At 69.3% G+C, this 20,346-nt stretch carries 22 protein-coding genes and 1 pseudogene; 12 read left to right on the top strand and 11 right to left on the bottom strand.

The features are described 5' to 3' along the window. Positions 1-245 precede the first annotated feature (245 nt). Both CA983_RS02240 and CA983_RS02235 read right to left on the bottom strand, forming a co-directional pair. Positions 246-458 (bottom strand): DUF5326 family protein, encoded by a 213-nt coding sequence (locus tag CA983_RS02240; RefSeq protein WP_086599163.1) that lies wholly within the window; start codon positions 456-458, stop codon positions 246-248. A gap of 164 nt (positions 459-622) precedes the next feature. After that, positions 623-940, bottom strand: a complete 318-nt coding sequence (locus tag CA983_RS02235) for a cupin domain-containing protein (RefSeq protein ID WP_059414731.1) — start codon at positions 938-940, stop codon at positions 623-625. A 60-nt stretch (positions 941-1,000) separates the two neighbouring features. On the opposite strand from CA983_RS02235, the gene CA983_RS02230 reads away from it, so the two are divergent. From CA983_RS02230 to CA983_RS02210, 5 genes and pseudogenes are all read left to right on the top strand, one after another. After that, on the top strand, positions 1,001-1,378 hold the full coding sequence (locus CA983_RS02230) for a phage holin family protein (RefSeq protein WP_086599162.1): 378 nt from the start codon (positions 1,001-1,003) through the stop codon (positions 1,376-1,378). A 6-nt stretch (positions 1,379-1,384) separates the two neighbouring features. Beyond that, the gene (locus CA983_RS02225) at positions 1,385-1,876 is read left to right on the top strand and encodes a low molecular weight protein-tyrosine-phosphatase (RefSeq protein WP_086599161.1); all 492 of its coding nucleotides are present in this window, start codon (positions 1,385-1,387) and stop codon (positions 1,874-1,876) included. Continuing rightward, a pseudogene (locus CA983_RS02220) lies at positions 1,873-3,093 on the top strand (cystathionine gamma-lyase); the annotation flags it as partial. The gene CA983_RS02225 and the pseudogene CA983_RS02220, both read left to right, overlap by 4 nt. A gap of 182 nt (positions 3,094-3,275) precedes the next feature. Further along, a complete protein-coding gene (locus tag CA983_RS02215) occupies positions 3,276-4,181 on the top strand; it encodes a LysR family transcriptional regulator (protein WP_086599160.1) in 906 nt (301 codons plus the stop codon). A gap of 133 nt (positions 4,182-4,314) precedes the next feature. Next, the gene (locus tag CA983_RS02210) at positions 4,315-4,797 is read left to right on the top strand and encodes an NUDIX domain-containing protein (RefSeq protein ID WP_086599159.1); all 483 of its coding nucleotides are present in this window, start codon (positions 4,315-4,317) and stop codon (positions 4,795-4,797) included. 12 nt (positions 4,798-4,809) lie between these two features. On the opposite strand, the gene CA983_RS02205 is transcribed toward CA983_RS02210, so the two are convergent. After that, positions 4,810-6,402 (bottom strand): globin domain-containing protein, encoded by a 1,593-nt coding sequence (locus tag CA983_RS02205; protein ID WP_086599158.1) that lies wholly within the window; start codon positions 6,400-6,402, stop codon positions 4,810-4,812. Between the two features lie 532 nt (positions 6,403-6,934). On the opposite strand from CA983_RS02205, the gene CA983_RS02200 reads away from it, so the two are divergent. Continuing rightward, on the top strand, positions 6,935-7,801 hold the full coding sequence (locus tag CA983_RS02200) for a GNAT family N-acetyltransferase (protein WP_086599157.1): 867 nt from the start codon (positions 6,935-6,937) through the stop codon (positions 7,799-7,801). Between the two features lie 70 nt (positions 7,802-7,871). Here CA983_RS02200 and CA983_RS02195 read toward each other — a convergent pair whose 3' ends face one another. Then, positions 7,872-8,294, bottom strand: a complete 423-nt coding sequence (locus tag CA983_RS02195; RefSeq protein WP_086599156.1) for a GlcG/HbpS family heme-binding protein — start codon at positions 8,292-8,294, stop codon at positions 7,872-7,874. Positions 8,295-8,374: 80 nt separating this feature from the next. Beyond that, positions 8,375-9,583: an MFS transporter gene (locus CA983_RS02190; RefSeq protein ID WP_086599155.1), complete on the bottom strand. Its 1,209-nt coding sequence runs from the start codon at positions 9,581-9,583 to the stop codon at positions 8,375-8,377. Between the two features lie 144 nt (positions 9,584-9,727). On the opposite strand from CA983_RS02190, the gene CA983_RS02185 reads away from it, so the two are divergent. Both CA983_RS02185 and CA983_RS02180 read left to right on the top strand, forming a co-directional pair. After that, entirely contained in the window at positions 9,728-10,192 is a 465-nt protein-coding gene (locus CA983_RS02185; RefSeq protein ID WP_086599154.1) for a MarR family winged helix-turn-helix transcriptional regulator, read from the top strand. An 80-nt stretch (positions 10,193-10,272) separates the two neighbouring features. Continuing rightward, complete coding sequence (locus CA983_RS02180; protein WP_086599153.1) at positions 10,273-10,725, top strand: GNAT family N-acetyltransferase; 453 nt, start codon at positions 10,273-10,275, stop codon at positions 10,723-10,725. Between the two features lie 55 nt (positions 10,726-10,780). Here CA983_RS02180 and CA983_RS02175 read toward each other — a convergent pair whose 3' ends face one another. Further along, positions 10,781-12,166 carry a serine hydrolase domain-containing protein gene (locus CA983_RS02175; RefSeq protein WP_086599152.1) on the bottom strand — a complete coding sequence of 462 codons (1,386 nt, stop codon included), beginning with the start codon at positions 12,164-12,166 and terminating at the stop codon, positions 10,781-10,783. A gap of 59 nt (positions 12,167-12,225) precedes the next feature. Beyond that, positions 12,226-13,707, bottom strand: coding sequence for a replicative DNA helicase (dnaB, locus tag CA983_RS02170; protein ID WP_086599151.1), 1,482 nt, complete (start codon positions 13,705-13,707; stop codon positions 12,226-12,228). Between the two features lie 460 nt (positions 13,708-14,167). On the opposite strand from dnaB, the gene CA983_RS02165 reads away from it, so the two are divergent. Further along, positions 14,168-15,505 (top strand): MATE family efflux transporter, encoded by a 1,338-nt coding sequence (locus CA983_RS02165; protein ID WP_086599150.1) that lies wholly within the window; start codon positions 14,168-14,170, stop codon positions 15,503-15,505. A gap of 138 nt (positions 15,506-15,643) precedes the next feature. On the opposite strand, the gene rplI is transcribed toward CA983_RS02165, so the two are convergent. The 4 genes from rplI to rpsF all read right to left on the bottom strand — a co-directional run bounded on the left by rplI (position 15,644) and on the right by rpsF (position 17,342). Then, positions 15,644-16,090, bottom strand: coding sequence for a 50S ribosomal protein L9 (gene rplI / locus CA983_RS02160; RefSeq protein ID WP_086599149.1), 447 nt, complete (start codon positions 16,088-16,090; stop codon positions 15,644-15,646). An 18-nt stretch (positions 16,091-16,108) separates the two neighbouring features. Further along, complete coding sequence (rpsR, locus tag CA983_RS02155) at positions 16,109-16,345, bottom strand: 30S ribosomal protein S18 (RefSeq protein WP_003949403.1); 237 nt, start codon at positions 16,343-16,345, stop codon at positions 16,109-16,111. A gap of 44 nt (positions 16,346-16,389) precedes the next feature. Then, a complete protein-coding gene (locus CA983_RS02150) occupies positions 16,390-16,980 on the bottom strand; it encodes a single-stranded DNA-binding protein (RefSeq protein WP_086599148.1) in 591 nt (196 codons plus the stop codon). Positions 16,981-17,051: 71 nt separating this feature from the next. Then, positions 17,052-17,342: a 30S ribosomal protein S6 gene (rpsF, locus tag CA983_RS02145; RefSeq protein ID WP_030847098.1), complete on the bottom strand. Its 291-nt coding sequence runs from the start codon at positions 17,340-17,342 to the stop codon at positions 17,052-17,054. Positions 17,343-17,605: 263 nt separating this feature from the next. Here rpsF and CA983_RS02140 point away from each other — a divergent pair, with 263 nt between their 5' ends. The 3 genes from CA983_RS02140 (at position 17,606) to CA983_RS02130 (ending at position 20,308) form a co-directional block, all read left to right on the top strand. Further along, a complete protein-coding gene (locus CA983_RS02140; RefSeq protein ID WP_086599147.1) occupies positions 17,606-17,923 on the top strand; it encodes a hypothetical protein in 318 nt (105 codons plus the stop codon). A 166-nt stretch (positions 17,924-18,089) separates the two neighbouring features. Next, positions 18,090-19,211, top strand: coding sequence for a peptidoglycan bridge formation glycyltransferase FemX (gene femX / locus CA983_RS02135; protein ID WP_086599146.1), 1,122 nt, complete (start codon positions 18,090-18,092; stop codon positions 19,209-19,211). A 65-nt stretch (positions 19,212-19,276) separates the two neighbouring features. Beyond that, entirely contained in the window at positions 19,277-20,308 is a 1,032-nt protein-coding gene (locus CA983_RS02130) for an alanine racemase (RefSeq protein ID WP_086599145.1), read from the top strand. Positions 20,309-20,346: the final 38 nt, after the last annotated feature.

The following is a 20,346-nucleotide window of genomic DNA, read 5'->3' as shown; positions in this document are numbered from 1 at the left end:
GTGTGCAGCTGGACACGTGCGGTGTCTGCCGGGGCCAAGGGTCACTCCCGAAGCGCGAGGGGGTAGACCGTGCCGATGGACACGGGTGGGGATGTACGCCGCTCGCGGGGGATGTCCCCGCGTCGAGTTCCGGACTCTATTCGTCTGCCACCGCACGCAGACGACCCGGAAGGGAAACTTCCCCCGGCCGAGGGAACCGGTGACGCCGGGTGTTTCCCGCTACCCCCACCGGTTTCCCACCGGTCTCACCAGTCGCTGCGCGACGAGGAACTCGACGTGAACTTCCGTACGACGTAGATCAGTCCGCTGACCAGCGCCACGAAGACCAGCACCTTGAAGAGCAGTCCGATCACGAACCCGACCACGCTGGCGATCAGCCCGCCGAACACGACCAGGGCGATGACCGGCACCGCGATCCACTTCACCCACCACGGCAGTCCCGTGAAGATCTCTCGCATCGCCCTCGTCCTTACCTCTCCGCCCGTTCGAGTGCCGGGTCCTGTCGGTACTTCTGGATCTCTGATGTCCTGCACTCGATGCTAGGTCCGGGAGGGGGCCGGCGGGGGCCTCGCGCCCCTTGTCTCCCCCTGACCGAACCCCTAGGGAACCCGGAGACGGACCGTCACCTCTCGGGCGGAGAGAAGACCACCAGCACCCTCAGGTCCTCGGTGATGTGGTGGAACTTGTGCGCGACGCCGGCCGGTACGTAGATCACGCTGCCGCGTGCCACCTGCGTCGTCTCCAGACCGACGGTGATCGCGGCGCGGCCGCTCACAACGAAGTAGACCTCGTCCTGATTGTGCGGTTTCTGTGGATCCTGATCGCCCGCATCGAGGGCGTACAGGCCGACCGACATGTTCTGCTCCCGCAGAAACTGCAGGTAGGCGCCCTCGTTGGCGGCGCGCTCCGCCTCCAGTTCGTCCAGCCGGAATGCCTTCATCGCCTTGTCCGCCCCTGCCTCTTGTGCCCATGTCCGATCAGGTCTGCCACGATCAGACACATGATGAATTTCCTAGTCAAGACGATCGCCAACGCGGGTGCCCTGGCGGTCGCCGTATGGCTGCTCGACAAGATCACCCTGACCGGTGACAGCACGGGCAAGAAGATCGGCACCCTGATCGTCGTCGCGCTGCTCTTCGGCCTGGTGAACTTCCTGGTCAAGCCGGTCGTCAAGCTCCTCAGCCTCCCGCTGCTGATCCTGACGCTCGGCCTGTTCACCCTGGTCGTCAACGCGCTGATGCTGCTGCTCACCTCGTGGCTGGCCGACCTGCTCGACCTCAGCTTCCACGTGGAGGGCTTCTGGACGGCCGTGCTAGGCGGCCTGATCATCTCCGTCGTCTCCTGGGCGCTGAACGTCGTCCTGCCCGACAAGGACTGAGCGCGCATGACGTACCGCGTCTGCTTCGTGTGCACGGGCAACATCTGCCGTTCCCCGATGGCCGAGATCGTCTTCCGCGCGCGCGTGGCGGAGGCCGGTCTCGACGGCCTGGTCGAGGTCGACAGCGCCGGCACGGGCGGCTGGCACGAGGGCGACGGCGCCGACCCGCGCACGGTGGCCGTCCTCGCGGAGAACGGTTACGTCACCGGCCACACGGCCCGGAAGTTCCAGCCGTCGTGGTTCTCCCGCCTCGACCTGGTCGTCGCCCTCGACGCCGGTCACCTCAGGGCACTGCGTCGCCTCGCGCCCACGGAACAGGACGCGCGGAAGGTGCGCCTGCTGCGTTCGTACGACCCCGCCGCAGGCGACGACCTCGACGTACCGGACCCCTACTACGGAGGCGCCGAGGGCTTCGAGGAGTGCCTTGAGATGGTGGAGGCGGCGAGCGCCGGTCTGCTCGCCGCAGTGCGTGAGGACGTGGAGGGACAGGCTGCATGAGTGAATCCGCGAGCGACGCGCATGAGGTGACGGGCGGCGCCGGTCCGGCGGCCGGTGCCGCACGCCGGGTGGGGCGCGCGATCGACCGGGTGGCGGCAGGCGACGGTGACGGCACGCGCGCGGTGCGGGCCGGGCTGCCCGAGCCCGCCAAGTACGAGCCCACCCTGCCCGGGCCCGTCTTCGCCGCCCACTACCACCTGCCGGGCGAGCCCACCGGCCCCTACACCTACGGCCGTGACGAGAACCCGACCTGGACGCTGCTGGAGCGTGCCGTCGGCGAGCTGGAGGTGCCCGGCCGGGACGGCGTCGAGACGCTCGTGTTCGCCTCCGGCATGGCCGCGGTCTCGGCGGTGCTCTTCTCCCAGCTGCGCGCCGGGGACGTGTGCGTCCTGCCCGACGACGGCTACCAGGCGCTGCCCCTGGTGCGCGCCCAGATGGAGGCGTACGGCATCGAGGTGCGCACCGCCCCCACCGGCGGTGACGCCCAGCTCGACGTCCTCGACGGCGCGAAGCTGCTGTGGATCGAGACCCCGTCGAACCCCGGCCTCGACGTGTGCGACATCAGGCGGCTCGCGCAGGCGGCGCACGCGCGGGGTGCCGTGGTGGCCGTCGACAACACCCTCGCGACGCCGCTCGGCCAGCGCCCCCTGGCGCTCGGCGCCGACTTCGCGGTGGCCAGCGGCACCAAGCAGCTCACCGGTCACGGCGACATCCTCCTGGGCTATGTCGTCGGCCGGGACCCCGAGGCCATGGCCGCCGTACGCCGCTGGCGCAAGATCGTCGGTGCGATTCCCGGGCCGATGGAGGCCTGGCTCGCGCACCGTTCGATCGCGACGCTCCAGATGCGGGTCGACCGGCAGAGCGCGACGGCCCTGGCGGTCGCCGAGGCGCTGTGCGAGCGGCCCGAGGTGACCGGGCTGCGCTACCCCGGACTTCCCGGCGACCCCGCGCACAAGATCGCCGCGCAGCAGATGCGGCGCTTCGGGTGCGTGGTGTCGTTCACGCTGGCCACGCGCGCGCGTGCCGATCGTTTTCTCGACGCCCTGCGGCTCGTGGACGATGCGACGAGTTTCGGCGGAGTACGGTCCACGGCTGAACGGCGCGGGCGCTGGGGCGGCGACGCGGTGCCGGAGGGCTTCATCCGCCTGTCGGTGGGCGCCGAGGATCCGGAGGATCTGGTGGCGGATGTGATCCGTGCGCTGGATGCGTCCCCCACGGACGGTCCGAGCCTCCCCCCTCGTGGCTCGGACCGTCCCCCGGTTCCGCGCGCAAGAACCGCGCGACCAAGGCTAGTTGACTCTCTGTCAGTGTCCAATCACAGTAGCGACAGAGACCTATCGACTTATTTATAGTTGGGCGCGGTCGGGGGCGGGGGCGGGGCCGAAGAGGGGAGAACGGTGTGGATCTGGCCTTGCTGCGGACCTTCGTGACCGTGCACCGGGCCGGCTCCTTCACCCGCGCCGCCGCCCTGCTCGGCCTCTCCCAGCCGGCCGTCACCTCTCAGATACGCACGCTGGAACGGCAGCTGGGCCGTCCTCTGTTCCTGCGGCAGGCCCGTGGCGTGACCCCGACGAGCATCGGCGACGAGCTCGCCCACAAGGCCGCACCGCATCTCGACGCCCTGGTGGAGATCACCGAGACCGGCCTCGACGACGACTCCTCCTTACGGACCCTGCATCTCGCCGGGCCTCCGGAGTTCACCGCGGAACGAGCCCTGCCCGCCCTCACGGAGCTGACCGGCGAGGACGGTCAGGGCTTCGCCCTGCGCGCCTCCTTCGGGAACGCCGAGGAAACGCTGGAAGGGCTTTCCGCCGGGCATCATGATCTGGCCATCAGCACGGCCCGGCCGCGCGGTGCCCTGCTCACGGCGACTGCGCTCTGCGACGAGGAACACGTTCTGGTCGCCGCCCCGCGCTGGGCCGAACAGATCGGCGCCGGGCAGCCGGACCGCAAGCCGGAACCGGCCCTGGAGCAGGTGCCCGTGGTGGAGGTGCACGAGTCGCTGCCCTTCGTCTCCCGCTACTGGGCCTCCGTCTTCGACTCGCGCCCGGCTGCTCCGGGCACGGTCGTCGTCCCCGACCTGCGTGCGGTTCTGGCGTGCGCGGTCGCGGGTGCGGGCCTGGCGGTGCTGCCCCGCTATCTGTGCGCGGCCGCGTTGGAGCGGGGTGACGTCGTCGCTCTCCACGAGCCGGCGGTGCCGCCGCTGCGCACGTACTTCCTGGTGGTGCGTACCGGGACGCTCGCGATGCCCCATATCGCGCGGGCTCACGAGTGGTTGCAGCGGGCGGCGGCCGACTGGTGCTGAGGAGGCGCCCGAGGGCGGGTGCCGGGTTGCGCGGGCGCGGATGACGGCTGCCCGGACAGTGCCTCACTCTGGGAGCCCGGCCGGTGACGTTTCGCGATGTTTCACGTGGAACCAGCCGGGCCACATTTCACCCATGACCGTCCGACCTGTGGTCAAGCGCACCGCCCGTGCCGTTCTGCTGGACGGTGACGACCTGATCCTGATCAAGCGCACCAAGCCGGGCATGGATCCCTACTGGCTCACTCCCGGCGGCGGGGTCGAGCCCAGCGACTCGACCGTTGTCGACGCCCTGCACCGCGAGGTGTACGAGGAACTCGGCGCGAAGATCACCGACGTGGTCCCCTGCTTCGTGGACACCGTGGAGCACATCGGGGACGACGGCGGCGCGACCGGTGTGAAGGTGCAGCACTTCTTCGTCTGCCGCCTGGAGTCCATGGACCCCGCGCTCCGCCACGGCCCCGAGGTGGACGAGCCCGTCGGCGAGTACGAGATCGTCCGCGTTCCCTTCACCCGCGTCGGAATCGCCTCCGTCCATCTCGTACCGCTGTCGCTGCGGCACTACCTGGACGGCAACATCGAGGGCGTACTCGCCATGCACGCCCCCGACCTGGGCTGAGACCGGAGGGGGTCAGGACCCGGCCGCGACCAGTTCCTCCACGGAGTCGTGCCGTATGCGCTCCGACGGGATGCCGATGTCCCGCAGGGCGTCCACACCGCTGCGGATCATCCCTGGCGGTCCCGACAGGTAGGCGTCGTACTCGTTCCACGGCCCGTAGGCGCGGACCGCGTCCGGAAGCTGCTGGTGCGCCTGCTGGTCGATGATCGCGCGGACCGAGAGCCAGGGGTGGCTCTGCTGGAGGCGGAGCATGGTGTCGATGTCGTACAGGTCGTGGTCGGTGCGGGCACCGTAGAAGACCTCGACCGTCCGGCGTTCCCCGTGCTCGGCGACGTCCTCGATCAGCGCCTTGATGGGCGCTATGCCGGTGCCGCCGCCCAGGCAGAGCAGCCCGCTGTCGGTGGTGTGGTCCACGGTCATGGAGCCGGCGGGCGGGCCGAGCCGGACGATGTCACCGGGCCGGGCGCGGTGCACCAGGGCGTTGGAGACCCAGCCGGCCGGGACGGCCTTCACGTGGAACGACAGCAGGCCGTCGGAGCGGGGCGCCGAGGCGAAGGAGTAGTGCCGCCATATCCGGGGCCACCAGGGGGTCTCCAGGCTCGTGTACTGCCCGGCGAGGAAGGGGTAGGGCTGGTCGGGGCGGACGGTGACGACCGCGACGTCCGGGGTCCTGAGGTCGTGTGTGACGATCTCGGCGTACCACCAGGGCGGGGCACGCAGTTCGTCGGCGGCCGCCGCGTCGATCATGATCTGGGAGATCGTGGTGTACGTCCGTATCCAGGCCGCCTCCATCTCCTCGTCCCAGACCCCGGCGGCGTACTTGCTGAGCGCGCCGATCAGGCATTCGCCGACGGCCGGGTAGTGCTCGGCCCGTGTTCCGTACTTCCGGTGGCCCCGGCCGAGGTTCTGCAGGTAGTCGACCAGGACATCGGTGTTGTCGATGTGCTCGGCGGCCGTGAGCAGCGCCCTGAGTAGCCGGTCCCGCTGGGTGTCCATCGCGGCCGGGAAGAGCGAGCGCAGGTCCGGGTGGCGGACGAAGAGGAGGGCGTAGAAGTACGAGGTGACCTTGTCGGCCACGGGCGTGACCTCTGCCATGGCGCGGCGGACGAGGACGGCGTCCGGGGACGCTTCCGTGGCCGGGGCGGCGGCTGCTGGTCCTGGGGGCGACACCGGTGCGGGCCGCTGAGGGGGAACACGCGGCTCGGCGGGAGGAGCCGTGGTGGAACTGAAGGGCGCGGGGGCCGGTGTGAGCGTCGTGGGCGCGGGTCCCGCCGACGAGGGGACGGAGGGTGCGGCGATGGGGCCGGGCACGGGTATCGCGTCGTCCGGAGACTCGCGCTCCTGGTCCCGCGCTCCGGTGCTCGCGCTGTCTGTCGGCGAGGCAGGTGGAGCAGTTGTGCCGTCTGCCGGTGTTCCCGGGTCGGCCGTCTGCCGTCCCACCGGGCGTATCACAGCCGGGCGACGGCCGTCCGGCGTCCCGGGTTCGTTTCCGGGCGTCGCCGTCGGCTTGGTGCGGGGCGTGAACCAGTCGCCCCCGCCGCCAGAAGTGCCGTTGTCGGCCGACGTGGTGGTCGGAGCGTCCATGGTGTGCCTCGCCTCGAGCATCTTTCGGTCGGTCTGCGCACTTCCCCAGTCGGAAGGTGCCTGCTTTCCCCCGTGGACGGACTGCGTTCCCATCCGTGTCGCGGCCAATGCGGCCACATTCAACCCGTGTTCCGGCTCTGTACGGACAAGTAAGGCAAGAGTGTGACATTGACCGCAGTACTCCCACCTGAGCTTCCCACTCGCCCGAGAGGCTCAGCCGTATAACCGGAAACGCGGGTCTTCGATCTCTCCGTCCCGTTAGGCTGCATTGCCCTGTACGCGGCCCACACAGAACAGGTCGCCCGCCCCGGACGTGAACCGGAGTCGACCCTACCGGCCACCGCTGTGCACACAAGTCCCCCCTTGCCCCGTCACGAATGAGGGCACGGCGCGATCACCAATACGGTCAATACCGGGCGACGCGCCTGCGTTTCACGTGAAACGTCTGGTGTCTGTCCACGCTCTGTGCAGCCGGCTACAACTGGCCAAAATCTCGTATGGCTCTGGGGAAAGAGGTGGACGTCAGGGGCTCCGGTCGGACAGCCTGACCTGCGTGCCGACTCCTTCCCTTGCCTCTCTGCCCATCCGCCGTCTGACGCTCCGCGATCTCGCCGCCTGCGCCGACTTGTCCGAGGACCGGGGGTGGCCACGGGAGGAGCACAAGTGGGGCTTTCTCCTCACGGCCGGAAAGGGCTACGGCATCGACGACCCCGACGGCGGCCTGGTGAGCGCCTGTGTCGTCACCGAATACGGACCGCAGGAGCGCCCGGCCCTGGCGGCGATCGGCATGGTCCTCGTCGCCGAACGGCACACGCGACGGGGCGTGGCACGCCGACTGATGCGCCACGTCGTCTCAGCGATGGGCACCACACCCCTCACCCTGCATGCCACGCCGTATGGCCGGCCCCTCTACGAGGAACTCGGCTTCAAGGTCACCGGGCGGGCGGAGATGGTGTGCGGGCATTTCACTTCTGGCGGGCCGCAGCCGGCGGTCGCCACCCGTGCCGCGACCGCCGAGGATCTCACTGCGATCCTCCGGCTCGACGAGCAGGTGTTCGGAACCGACCGCACGCACATCGTCACCCGGCTGCCGGCCTTCGCCGACCAGTTGCGCGTGGCGGAGGAGGACGGCCGGATCATCGGCTACGCGGCCGCCTGGCCCAACATGGACACCCATGTCGTCGGTCCGCTCATCGCGCGTGACACGTCGGCGGCCCAGGCGCTCATCACCGCCCTCGCCGCCCACACGGACCGTCCCCTGCGCACCGACATCGACGTCCGGCACACCGAGCTGCTCGCATGGGCGAAGGAGCACGGTCTGGCGTCCGTCGCCTTCAACTCGGTGATGTCGTACGGGATCACCGAGCTGCCCGGGGACTGGAGCCGTCGGTTCGCCCCGGTCACGGTCGCGGCGGGCTGACGGGCCCCGATACGACAACGCCGGCTCCCCCGGGGTCGGGGAACCGGCGTCGTCTCGCTGAAGCGGCCCGTCAGGCGAGTGCCTCCACGGCGGCCGTGGCGAAGGCGTGGTCCTGCTCCGGCGCACCACCGCCGACCCCGATCGCGCCGATCAGGCGGCCGTCGCGGTGCACCGGTACACCGCCGGCGATGAACAGCAGTGGCCGGTCGAGCGCGGTGGGCAGGGTGTGGAAGAGACCTCCGGGCTGCACGGCGTCGACAAGGTCGACGGTGGGCGCGTTCAGCTGGAGAGCCGTGTAGGCCTTGCGGGTGCTGCTCTCGCCGGAGATCAGCACGGCACGGTCGTCACGCCGGAAGGCGAGCAGATGGCCGCCCGCGTCCAGGACGGTGACGCTGACCGTGACACCCGCGGCCTCGGCGGCACGCCGGGCGGCGGTGACGAGGACGTCGGCGTCCTGGGTGGTCAGCGGGGCGACTGCGGTGGTGGTGCTCATGAGGTGGTTCTCCTGGAAACTCGCTGGATCGTGCTGATCGGGGCCGGGGGGAAGGCGGTGAACCTGGTCGGCCCGGTGGCTCAGTGGTGGACGGCGGTCCGCTGCTCGGCCGACGCGGATCCCGTGACGACGGTGCTGGGGGCTCCGGCGCGGCGTTCGAGGGCGGCCGAGAGGAGGGCCAGGCCCAAGGCTCCCGCGGCCAGGACGGCACCGACCCAGTTGGGGGCGGTGTAGCCGAGGCCCGCCGCGATCACGAGGCCGCCGAGCCATGCGGACAGGGCGTTGCCGAGGTTGAAGGCGCCGATGTTCACGGCGGAGGCCAGTGTCGGCGCGCCGTGCGCCTGGTCGAGGACCCGCTTCTGGAGCGGCGGGACACTGGCGAAGCCCAGGGCGCCGATCAGGGCGATCGTGACGGCCGACAGCAGCTTGTCGTGCGCGGTGAGGGTGAACAGCGCCAGAACGACGGCCAGGGCGCCCAGGGAGACGTACAGCATGGGCATCAGGGCGCGGTCGGCGAACTTGCCGCCCACGAGGTTGCCGCCGACCATGCCGAGGCCGAAGAGGACCAGCAGCCAGGTGACCGAGCCGTCGGCGAAGCCCGCGGTGTGGGTCATCATCGGGGCGATGTAGGTGATGGCCGCGAAGACGCCGCCGAAGCCGAGGACAGTCATCGCCATCGCGAGCAGCACCTGCACGTTCTTGAAGGCGGCGAGTTCGTGCCGCAGGCGCACCCCCTCCGGCTTGGGCATGTCGGGGACGAGCCGGGCGACGCCGGCCAGGCCGACGACGCCGAGGGCGGCGACGATGCCGAAGGTCACCCGCCAGCCGACGGACTGCCCGACGAGCGTGCCCAGCGGAACGCCGACGACGTTGGCGACGGTCAGGCCCGTGAACATCATCGCGATGGCTCCGGCCTTCTTGTCGGGGGCGACGTGGTCCGCCGCGACGACCGAGCCGATCCCGAAGAAGGCGCCGTGGGCCAGCGAGGCGACGACGCGGCCGATCAGCATGACGGCGAAGGCGGGAGCGAGTGCCGAGAGCAGGTTGCCCACGATGAACAGGCCCATCAGCAGCATCAGCATCCGCTTGCGGGAGACCTTGGTGCCTAGCACGGTCATCAGCGGGGCGCCGAACATGACACCGAGCGCGTAGCCGGTCACCAAGTAGCCGGCGGTGGGGATGGAGACCCCGTAGTCGCCCGCGACCTCGGGCAGCAAGCCCATGATCACGAACTCGGTCGTGCCGATGCCGAAGGCCCCGATCGCGAGGGCCAGAAGCGCGAGAGGCATGGAGGGGGTACACCTTCCCAGACGATTGCAGGAGCGCTTAGCGTGCGCCAACAATAGTTGCACACGCGGGCTAACGGCAAACGCCGTCAATTGCGGTCCTGCTCTATCCTGGGTGTCAGCCGCTCCGGGACGGAGGAAACGCCAATGACAGCGACGGACCCCGCGCTCACCGCTCTCGCCCAGAGCTGGTGCGCCCTCTCCCTGCTGCACGGGAGGATCGAGGCCCACATCGAGCGCGCTCTGCAGACCAAGCACGACTTGAGCGCGCGCGAGTACTCTCTGCTCGACGTGCTCAGCCGGCAGCACGACGGGGACGGGGGCCATCTCCAGATGAAGCAGGTCGCCGACGCGGTCGTCCTCAGCCAGAGCGCCACCACCCGTCTGGTCACCCGGCTCGAGGACCGCGGGCTCCTGGAGCGCTACCTGTGCCCCACCGACCGCCGGGGCATCTACACGAACGTCACCGAGGCAGGCCTCAAGCTGCTGGACGAGGCCCGGCCGACCAACGACGCCGCCCTGCGCGAGGCCCTCGACGAGGCGGCGAAGAACCCGGAGCTGGCTCCTTTGGTCCGTGTCGTGGAGACGCTGAAGGCTCCGGTGCCCGCTTAGAGGCCGCTCGCACCGGCCGTTCCTGCGGAGGTCCGGCCATTCCTGCGCAGGTCCGGCCGTTGCTGCGTAGGGTGCGGCCCATGGGAGATCTTGAGATACGCTCCACGACCGCCGACGACGTACCCGCGATCGTCGGCATGCTCGCGGACGACCCCTTGGGCGCACAGCGCGAGTCACCCGACGACCTCACCCCGTACCTGGCCGCGCTGGAGCGGCTCAGCGCCGACCCGAACCAGCGCCTGGTCGTGGCGGTCCGGGAGGGCCGCGTCGTCGGCACGCTCCAGCTCACGATCATTCCCGGGCTGTCCCGACGCGGTGCGACCAGGTCGATCATCGAAGGCGTACGCGTCCATGCCGACGAGCGCGGCAGCGGCCTGGGGACACAGCTCATCGAGTGGGCGATCGATGAATCCAGGCATCAGGGCTGCCAGTTGGTCCAGCTGACCTCTGACAACACACGAACCGACGCCCACCGCTTCTACGAGCGGCTCGGCTTCACGGCCTCCCACACGGGCTTCAAGCTCTCGTTGTGACCGACGTGGAGGGGGGCCTGTTTCACGTGAAACAGGCCCCCCTCCACGTCACCGTCTAACCGATCCCACGCCAACCCTCAGGGTCGACCCCGCCCGGCACCGGAGCCCCGTCGTCGTACGGCTGACGCGTGAACACGAACGAACCGAGGTCCAGATGGCTCACGGACCCGTCCGGCCGCCGTACGGCCTTCAGCAGCTCTCCGGCGTAGTAACCCTCCAGGCCGGTCCACGTGCCGTCGCCGTTCGGGCGGAACCGCGAGCGTCGTCCGTTGCCGGACAGCGGCTCCAGTGAGGCGAGTCCGTCGGCCGTGAGCCGCAGGGCGAAGGCGTACGTGCCCCAGTACCACTGCCCCGTCAGCTCCAGCATCGACGGGTCGACGTCACTCAGTGGCTTCCACGGAGCGGGGATGCGGGGCTCCGCCTCGGCGACGATACGGACGAGATCGGCGGCGACGCCGGACACCAGCGGGCCCGAGGTGCAGTTGGCCAGCACGACCGCCGCCACGTCGTCCTCCACGCTGATGCTGACATTCGCCAGGAAGCCCGGCAGGGATCCGCTGTGCCCCACGAGCAGCCGACCGTGCCTGTGTTGAATCTGCATGCCGAGGCCGTAGGCGTCACCGGACATCACATCCGTGGCTTCCGCCGGCGCCGCCGGGGTCCGCATCTCCCGCAGGGACTCGGCACTCAGTACCCTCTCGTCGCCCCTCACCAGGAAGGCCGCGAACCGGGCCAGATCTGCCGTGGTCGACCAGAGTTGACCGGCGGATGCCATACGCCCGAGGTCCTCGGCGGGCTCGGGCAGCAGCACGTCGGCCCAGGGGTGCACGGCCCAACCGCCCGCGTGCGGTGCCTGCGGTCGCACGCCGGTGCGATCGAGCCCCAGCGGTTCGAGCACTTCACGCCGTAGTGCCTCGTCCCAGGAGGTCCCCCGCAGCTCCTCAACGAGCGCGCCCAGCAAGGTGTAGCCGGGATTCGAGTAGTGGTGCCGCCGGCCGACGGGGTGCAGGAGAGGCTGCTCACCGAGCACGTCGGACAGTTCCGGCCGCAGGGATCCGGGCGTGCGCTCCCACCACGGACCGGGTGACTCGGCCGCCAGTCCGCCCGTGTGCGCGAGCAGTTCGGCGATCGTGGCCTCCCCCGCACCGGTGCCCGGCACGTACTTCTCCAGTGGATCCCCGAGGCCGAGGAGCCCCTCGTCCCGCAGGCGCATCACGAGAACGGCGGTGAAGGTCTTGGTGATCGAGCCGATGCGGTACTGGACGTGCTCGTCGGGCTCTTCCCCGTCCACCGATGTCCGGGCGCCGTGCCACACCGCCCGCCCGTCCCGGACGACGGCCGCGACCAGCGACGGGGCCCGCCCCTGTGCCTGTGCCACGGCGATCCGGTGCAGCAGCGCACGACTCGTTGCGGGAAACAGCTCTTCCTTGGGTGTCGTCATGGCCCAAGTCCACCTGGCCCGGCCCGGCGAGTCGACCGCATTTCGCCGCCGGCACCGGCTCAGGTCTGCGCCATGTCCACGAACCGCGAGTAGTGGCCCTGGAAGGCGACCGTGATCGTCGCCGTCGGGCCGTTTCGGTGCTTGGCCACGATCAGGTCGGCCTCGCCCGCGCGCGGCGACTCCTTCTCGTAGGCGTCCTCACGGTGCAACAGGATGACCATGTCGGCGTCCTGCTCGATGGAGCCGGACTCACGCAGGTCGGAGACCATCGGCTTCTTGTCCGTGCGCTGCTCGGGACCACGGTTCAGCTGGGAGAGCGCGATGACCGGAACCTCCAGCTCCTTGGCCAGCAGCTTGAGGTTACGGGACATGTCCGAGACCTCCTGCTGCCGGCTCTCGGCCCGCTTCGAACCGCCGGACTGCATGAGCTGGAGGTAGTCGATGACCACCAGCCGCAGGTCGTTGCGCTGCTTGAGGCGGCGGCACTTGGCGCGGATCTCCATCATCGACAGGTTCGGGGAGTCGTCGATGTAGAGCGGGGCCGCCGAGACGTCCGGCATCCGCCGGGCCAGACGCGTCCAGTCCTCGTCCGTCATCGTGCCCGACCGCATGTGGTGCAGGGCGACCCGGGCTTCGGCGGACAGCAGACGCATCGCGATCTCGTTACGCCCCATTTCGAGCGAGAAGATCACGCTCGGCAGGTTGTTCTTGATCGAGGCGGCCCGCGCGAAGTCCAGTGCGAGCGTCGACTTACCCATGGCGGGACGCGCGGCGATGACGATCATCTGGCCCGGGTGCAGCCCGTTGGTGAGCGAGTCGAAGTCCGTGAATCCCGTGGGGACACCAGTCATCTCGCCGCTGCGTGAGCCGATCGCCTCGATCTCGTCGAGCGCGCCCTCCATGATGTCGCCGAGCGGCAGATAGTCCTCGCTGGTGCGCTGCTCGGTGACCGCGTAGATCTCCGCCTGGGCGCGGTTGACGATCTCGTCGACGTCGTCGTCGGCCGCGTATCCCATCTGCGTGATGCGCGTGCCCGCCTCGACCAGACGGCGCAGCACGGCCCGCTCATGGACGATCTCCGCGTAGTAGGCGGCGTTGGCGGCCGTGGGCACCGTCTGGACGAGGGTGTGCAGATACGAGGCCCCGCCGACCTTGTTGATCTCTCCGCGCTTGGTGAGCTCGGCGGCGATCGTGATGGGGTCGGCCGGCTCGCCCTTGGCATAGACGTCGAGGACGGCCTGGTAGATCGTCTCGTGGGCCGGCTTGTAGAAGTCGTGGCCCTTGAGGATCTCGACGACGTCGGCGATGGCGTCCTTGGAGAGCAGCATGCCGCCGAGGACGGACTGCTCGGCCTCGATGTCCTGCGGCGGTACCCGCTCGAACGCCGGGGCGGCGCCGCCGTCCCATGCCCCGTTGTCCCGGCCGCGCTCGTGCTGCTCGTCGCGGCCGCGGGCTCCGTCGCCACGTCGGCGGGAGGCGGGCAGACGATCACTGGGACCGCTGTCGGCCCACGGGTCGTCCAAGGGCTCGGAAATGCTCACCGAGCCACCTCCTCCCGTCCGCCGCAGCAGACCTCGCCGTGCCCATAATTTCTACGGCACGGCACTGACAAATGAGACGCCCAACTCCGGTTAGCCAACGCCGGTTTTGTGACGTTTTGAAAACCGGCGGACGGAGCGGGCGCCGGACCACGGTAGGCCTGTCGGCACCGTCAGCCAATCTGGTTATCCACAGGCCATGTGGACGACGGCCCAGATGCTGTGGAGAACTCGTCAAAACCTGTGCACGACCCGGTGGACAGGCCTGTGAACAAGCACCGAGCCACCTCGGAGAGATGGCTCTGACCTGCGGCTTTGCCGTCCACCGGCTGTGCAGAAGAAAAACTTTCCCAACCAGCGCAAGATCGCTTCGAATGGTGCACAGCAGTGCGTACCGCTGGACGGAAGGTAAGGGGCGCAAAAGCTTTGCATCTCTTACCTGTGGACGATTAGATTGGTGCACATGACACAGGCCCCCGCGCGTCACCGAACCGGCCGGAGACAGCACGACCGAGAGATCGTCGCATTGGCCGTGCCGGCCTTCGGCTCTCTCGTCGCCGAGCCCCTCTTCCTCATGGCCGACACCGCGATCGTGGGCCATCTGGGCACGGCCCAACTCGCCGGCCTCGGCGTCGCCTCGGCCTTGCTGATGACCGCCGTCAGTGTCTTCGTCTTCCTCGCCTACGCCACGACAGCCGCGGTCGCCCGCCGCGTCGGCGCGGGCGACCTCCCGGCCGCCATCCGCCAGGGCATGGACGGCATCTGGCTCGCACTGCTCCTCGGCGCTGTCGTGGTCGCCGTCGTCATGCCGACGGCGTCCGCCGTCGTGGACCTCTTCGGCGCCTCGGACGCGGCGGCCCCCTATGCCACCACGTACCTGCGCATCTCCGCGCTCGGCATACCAGCCATGCTCGTCGTCCTCGCCGCGACCGGCGTGCTGCGCGGCCTCCAGGACACCAAGACCCCTCTCTACGTCGCCATCGCCGGCTTCGTCGCCAACGGTGCTCTCAACGCGGGGCTCGTCTACGGCGCCGATCTGGGGATCGCCGGCTCCGCCTGGGGCACCGTCATCGCCCAGTGGGGGATGGCCGTGGTCTATCTCGCGGTGGTTCTGCGCGGTGCGCGCAAGCACGGTGCCTCGCTTCGCCCGGACGCCGCCGGGATCAGGGCCTGTGCACAGGCCGGAGTGCCCCTGCTGGTTCGCACCCTCTCCCTGCGGGCGATCCTGATGATCGCCACGGCGGTCGCCGCCCGTCTCGGTGATGCCGACATCGCCGCACACCAGATCATCCTGTCCCTGTGGAGCCTGCTCGCCTTCGCCCTCGACGCCATCGCCATCGCGGGACAGGCCATCATCGGGCGCTTCCTCGGAGCCGGTGACGCACAAGGCGCCCGCGACGCATGCCGTCGCATGGTCGAGTGGGGGATCGCCGTCGGGGTCGTCCTCGGCGTCCTGGTCGTCATCGCCCGACCGGCATTCCTGCCTCTGTTCACCAGTGACTCCGCGGTCAAGGATGCGGCGCTGCCCGCCCTGCTCATCGTCGCCCTCTCCCAGCCGATCTCCGGCATTGTCTTCGTCCTGGACGGGGTCCTGATGGGCGCTGGCGACGGCCCCTACCTGGCCTGGGCGATGTTGCTCACTCTGGCGGTCTTCACCCCGGTCGCCCTGCTGGTGCCAGTACTGGGCGGCGGGCTCACCGCCCTCTGGGCCACCATGACGCTGATGATGACCGTGCGGATGGTGACGCTGTGGCTCCGGACCCGCTCGGGCCGCTGGATTGTGACGGGCGCGACCCGCTGACCGCCGGACTCGGCCCTCACTGACTGTTTCACGTGAAACACCGTGTTTCACGTGAAACGACGATGGCGCCGAAACGACGATGGGGCCGCACCCCGAAAGGGTGCGGCCCCATCGCTCACTGCCTCAGCGAGCGCGGGCTCAGGCCGCGACGACCTCGATGTTGACCTTGGCGGCAACCTCGGGGTGCAGACGCACGGACGTCTCGTGAGCGCCCAGCGTCTTGATCGGCGAGCCCAGCTCGATGCGGCGCTTGTCGACCTCGGGGCCACCGGAAGCCTTGATCGCGGAAGCGATGTCGGCCGGGGTGACGGAACCGAAGAGACGACCGGCGTCGCCGGAGCGGACGGCCAGACGAACCTTGACCGCCTCGAGCTGGCCCTTGATCTGGTTGGCCTGCTCGATGGTCTGGATCTCGTGGATCTTGCGAGCACGACGGATCTGCTCGACGTCCTTCTCGCCACCCTTGGTCCAGCGGATAGCGAAATTCCGCGGGATCAGGTAGTTGCGAGCGTAACCGTCCTTGACGTCGACGACGTCGCCCGCGGCACCGAGGCCGGAGACCTCGTGGGTGAGGATGATCTTCATGTGTCGGTCACCCTTCCCTTATCGCGCGGTGGAGGTGTAGGGCAGCAGCGCCATCTCACGGCTGTTCTTCACGGCCGTGGCGACGTCACGCTGGTGCTGCGTGCAGTTGCCGGTCACGCGGCGAGCACGGATCTTGCCGCGGTCGGAAATGAACTTCCGCAGCATGTTCGTGTCCTTGTAGTCCACGTACGTGACCTTGTCCTTGCAGAAAGCGCAGACCTTCTTCTTCGGCTTGCGCACAGGCGGCTTCGCCATGGTGTATCTCCTGTGTGATCAAGAAGTTGGGGTGCGAACCGGCCCTAGAAGGGGGGCTCGTCCGAGTAGCCGCCGCCACCGCCGCTGCCGCCGGAGCCACCGCCCCAGCCGCCGCCACCGCCCTGGTTGCCACCGGCGGGAGCGCCGGTCGCCCACGGGTCGTCCGCGGGAGCGCCGCCGCCCTGCTGGCCGCCACCGGGGCCGCCGCCCCAGCCGCCRCCACCCTGGGCACCGCCGCCACCGCCGCTGTAACCGCCCTGGCCACCGCGGCCGGTGGTCTTGGTGACCTTGGCCGTGGCATTGCGCAGACTGGCGCCGACTTCCTCGACGTCCAGCTCGTAGACCGTGCGCTTGACGCCCTCACGGTCCTCGTAGGACCGCTGCTTCAGCCGGCCCTGCACGATGACGCGCATGCCTCGCTGGAGCGACTCGGCGACGTTCTCCGCCGCCTGACGCCAGACCGAGCAGGTCAGAAAGAGGCTCTCGCCGTCCTTCCACTCGTTCGTCTGGCGGTCGAAGGTGCGGGGAGTGGACGCGACACGGAACTTCGCGACGGCCGCACCGGAGGGGGTGAAGCGCAGCTCGGGGTCGTCGACAAGATTGCCGACCACCGTGATGACGGTCTCGCCTGCCATGGGGGAACCTCTCGGCGGGTTTGCTCTGGCTGCTTGCTACTCGAATCCCGGGATCAGCTGAGCGTGGGAGCTCAGTGGGTCTCGGGACGGAGGACCTTGGTCCGGAGGACCGACTCGTTCAGGTTCATCTGGCGGTCGAGCTCCTTGACGACCGCAGGCTCGGCCTGCAGGTCGATGACCGAGTAGATGCCCTCGGGCTTCTTCTTGATCTCGTACGCGAGACGACGACGGCCCCAGGTGTCGACCTTCTCGACCTTTCCGCCGCCGTCACGGACGACAGACAGGAAGTTCTCGATCAACGGAGAGACAGCGCGCTCCTCGACCTCGGGGTCGAGGATGACCATCACCTCGTAGTGACGCATGTGGAACCCACCTCCTTTGGACTCAGCGGCCACGGTCGTTCCGTGGCAGGAGGGTTGTGATGCGTAGGCAACGGTATCGGCCACCACTGACAGTCAGGGGTTCTGTGGAGAAGCCCTTGCCGTGACTTGGGCAGACACCGGTGCGGAGGGTACAGACTACCCGCACAGCGGCTTCCGGTTGAAATCCGGCCGTCAGGGCAGCCAATCTGTACACATCGGGTGTGTATGGCGCTACGATGCGCCGACTTCGCAGGAGGTGCCCTATGGCACAGGCATTGCGACCCAACACCGCCGGCGGCCTCTTCGCCACGGACGGCAAGCCCCACCCCCTCCAGGACACCCTGCTCGCGGTGACCCTGGTGGTGGGCATCACGTCGTTCATCACGGCGCTCGTCGACGAGGATCTGCACCTGCTGAGCTCCTGGACCGGCCTGGTGGGCATTCTCACCGGTGCGTACGGCCAGTGGGTCTCGGAGACGACCCGGGAGCGCTTCGGCCTGATCCTCGGCCTCGGTGCCGCGGGCGTCGGCTTCTTCCTGGGCATGGCGCACGGCGGTCTCTTCGGCGGCCTCATCGACTGACGCCAGGGACACTCCTTCCGAACACCGGGTGCCGCCCCGGCCGCTCAGGGACCGGGGCGAAGGTTCCGTACGCCCAACCGGCGCGCATCCAAGGCGCAGTAGGCTTCGCGCGAGAGCCGGAGCCCCTGACCCTATGGGGACACACCAGCCCGAGGAGCGCCCCGAAATGAGCCTGACCCTGAGGACCATCAGTCGAGAGCAGCATCTGGCCTACATCCAGAGCCTGCCGTCGGCGAGCCACATGCAGGTCCCGGCCTGGGCTGACGTCAAGGCGGAGTGGCGCTCCGAGAACCTCGGGTGGTTCGACGACAGGACGGGCGAGCTGGTCGGTGCCGGTCTGGTCCTCTACCGGCAGCTTCCCAAGATCAAGCGCTACCTCGCCTACCTGCCCGAGGGCCCGGTCATCAACTGGTTCGCGCCGAATCTCCAAGAGTGGATCGAGCCGATGCTGGCGCACCTGAAGCAGCAGGGCGCCTTCTCGGTGAAGATGGGGCCGCCTGTGGTCATCCGGCGCTGGGAGGCCACCTCCATCAAGCAGGGCATCCAGAACCCCGACGTGAAGCGGCTGCGCGACATCGAGGCCGACCACATCGAGCCGCGCGCCTTCGAGGTCGCCGACAAGCTGCGCCGCATGGGCTGGCAGCAGGGCGAGGACGGCGGCGCCGGCTTCGGCGACGTCCAGCCCCGCTACGTCTTCCAGGTGCCGCTGGCCAACCGCTCCCTGGAAGAGGTCCACAAGAACTTCAACCAGCTGTGGCGCCGCAACATCAAGAAGGCCGAGAAGGCCGGCGTCGAGGTCGTCCAAGGCGGCTACCAGGACCTCGAGGAATGGCAGCGGCTGTACGAGATCACGGCCGTGCGCGACCACTTCCGGCCGCGCCCGCTGTCGTACTTCCAGCGCATGTGGACGGCCCTCAACAGCGAGGACCCCAACCGCATGCGGTTGTACTTCGCCCGGCACAACGGCGTGAACCTGTCGGCCGCGACGATGCTGATCGTCGGCGGGCACGTCTGGTACTCCTACGGCGCCTCCGACAACATCGGCCGCGAGGTCCGGCCCTCGAACGCGATGCAGTGGCGGATGCTGCGCGACGCCTACGCGCTCGGCGCCACCGTCTACGACCTGCGCGGTATCTCCGACTCGCTGGACGAGACCGACCATCTCTTCGGTCTGATCCAGTTCAAGGTGGGCACCGGCGGGCAGGCCGCCGAGTACCTCGGCGAGTGGGACTTCCCGCTGAACAAGCTGCTGCACAAGGCGCTCGACATCTACATGTCGCGCCGCTGATGTCACGTTCAGTGCTTCCATACCTCTGATACACGGCAACCACGAGAAAGGTTCCAGGTCCGGCCATGGCGCTCACGCTCTACGTCGACACCGCGCGCTGGCGGGCGCACCACAAGCACGTGCAGGAGCAGTTCCCCGGCCTCGTGCCGGTCTGCAAGGGCAACGGCTACGGCTTCGGGCACGAGCGGCTGGCGGAGGAGGCCACGCGGCTGGGCTCGGACGTCCTCGCCGTCGGCACGACGTACGAGGCCGCCCGGATCAAGGACTGGTTCGGCGGCGACCTGCTGGTGCTGACGCCGTACCGGCGCGGCGAGGAGCCCGTGCCCCTGCCGGACCGGGTCATCCGCTCGGTGTCGTCGATAGACGGCGTGTACGGCCTCGTCGGTGCCCGTGTGGTGATCGAGGTGATGTCCTCGATGAAGCGCCACGGCATCAGCGAGCAGGACCTGCCCCAGCTGCACGCCGCCATCGAGAACATCCGCCTGGAAGGCTTCGCGATCCACCTGCCGCTGGACCGCACCGACGGCTCGGACGCGGTCGAGGAGGTCATCGGCTGGATGGATCGGCTGCGCGCCGCCCGTCTGCCTCTGCACACCATGTTCGTCAGCCATCTCAAGGCCGAGGAACTCATCCGGCTCCAGCAGCAGTTCCCGCAGACGCGGTTCCGTGCCCGCATCGGCACGCGGCTGTGGCTGGGGGACCACGAAGCCACCGAGTACCGCGGCGCGGTGCTGGACGTCACGCGCGTGGCCAAGGGTGAGCGGTTCGGCTACCGGCAGCAGAAGGCGGCCTCCGACGGCTTCCTGGTGGTCGTGGCGGGCGGTACGTCGCACGGGGTGGGCCTGGAGGCCCCCAAGGCGCTGCACGGCGTCATGCCGCGGGCCAAGGGCGTCGCCCGGGCCGGCCTCGCGACGGTCAACCGGAATCTTTCTCCGTTCGTCTGGGGCGGCAAGCAGCGCTGGTTCGCCGAGCCGCCGCACATGCAGGTCTCGATCCTGTTCGTGCCCGCGGACGCCCCGGAGCCGAAGGTCGGCGAGGAGCTGGTGGCCCATCTGCGGCACACCACCACGCAGTTCGACCGGCTCGTGGACCGCTGACCGGCGCCCGCACCGACGGGCCCGGAAGAGCAAGAAGG

This window comes from Streptomyces swartbergensis (genome assembly GCF_002148965.1).
Classification (GTDB): Bacteria; Actinomycetota; Actinomycetes; order Streptomycetales; family Streptomycetaceae; genus Streptomyces; species Streptomyces swartbergensis.
The sequence above is the reverse complement of the archived record's forward strand: the minus strand, read 5'-3'. Positions and strand labels throughout refer to the sequence as shown.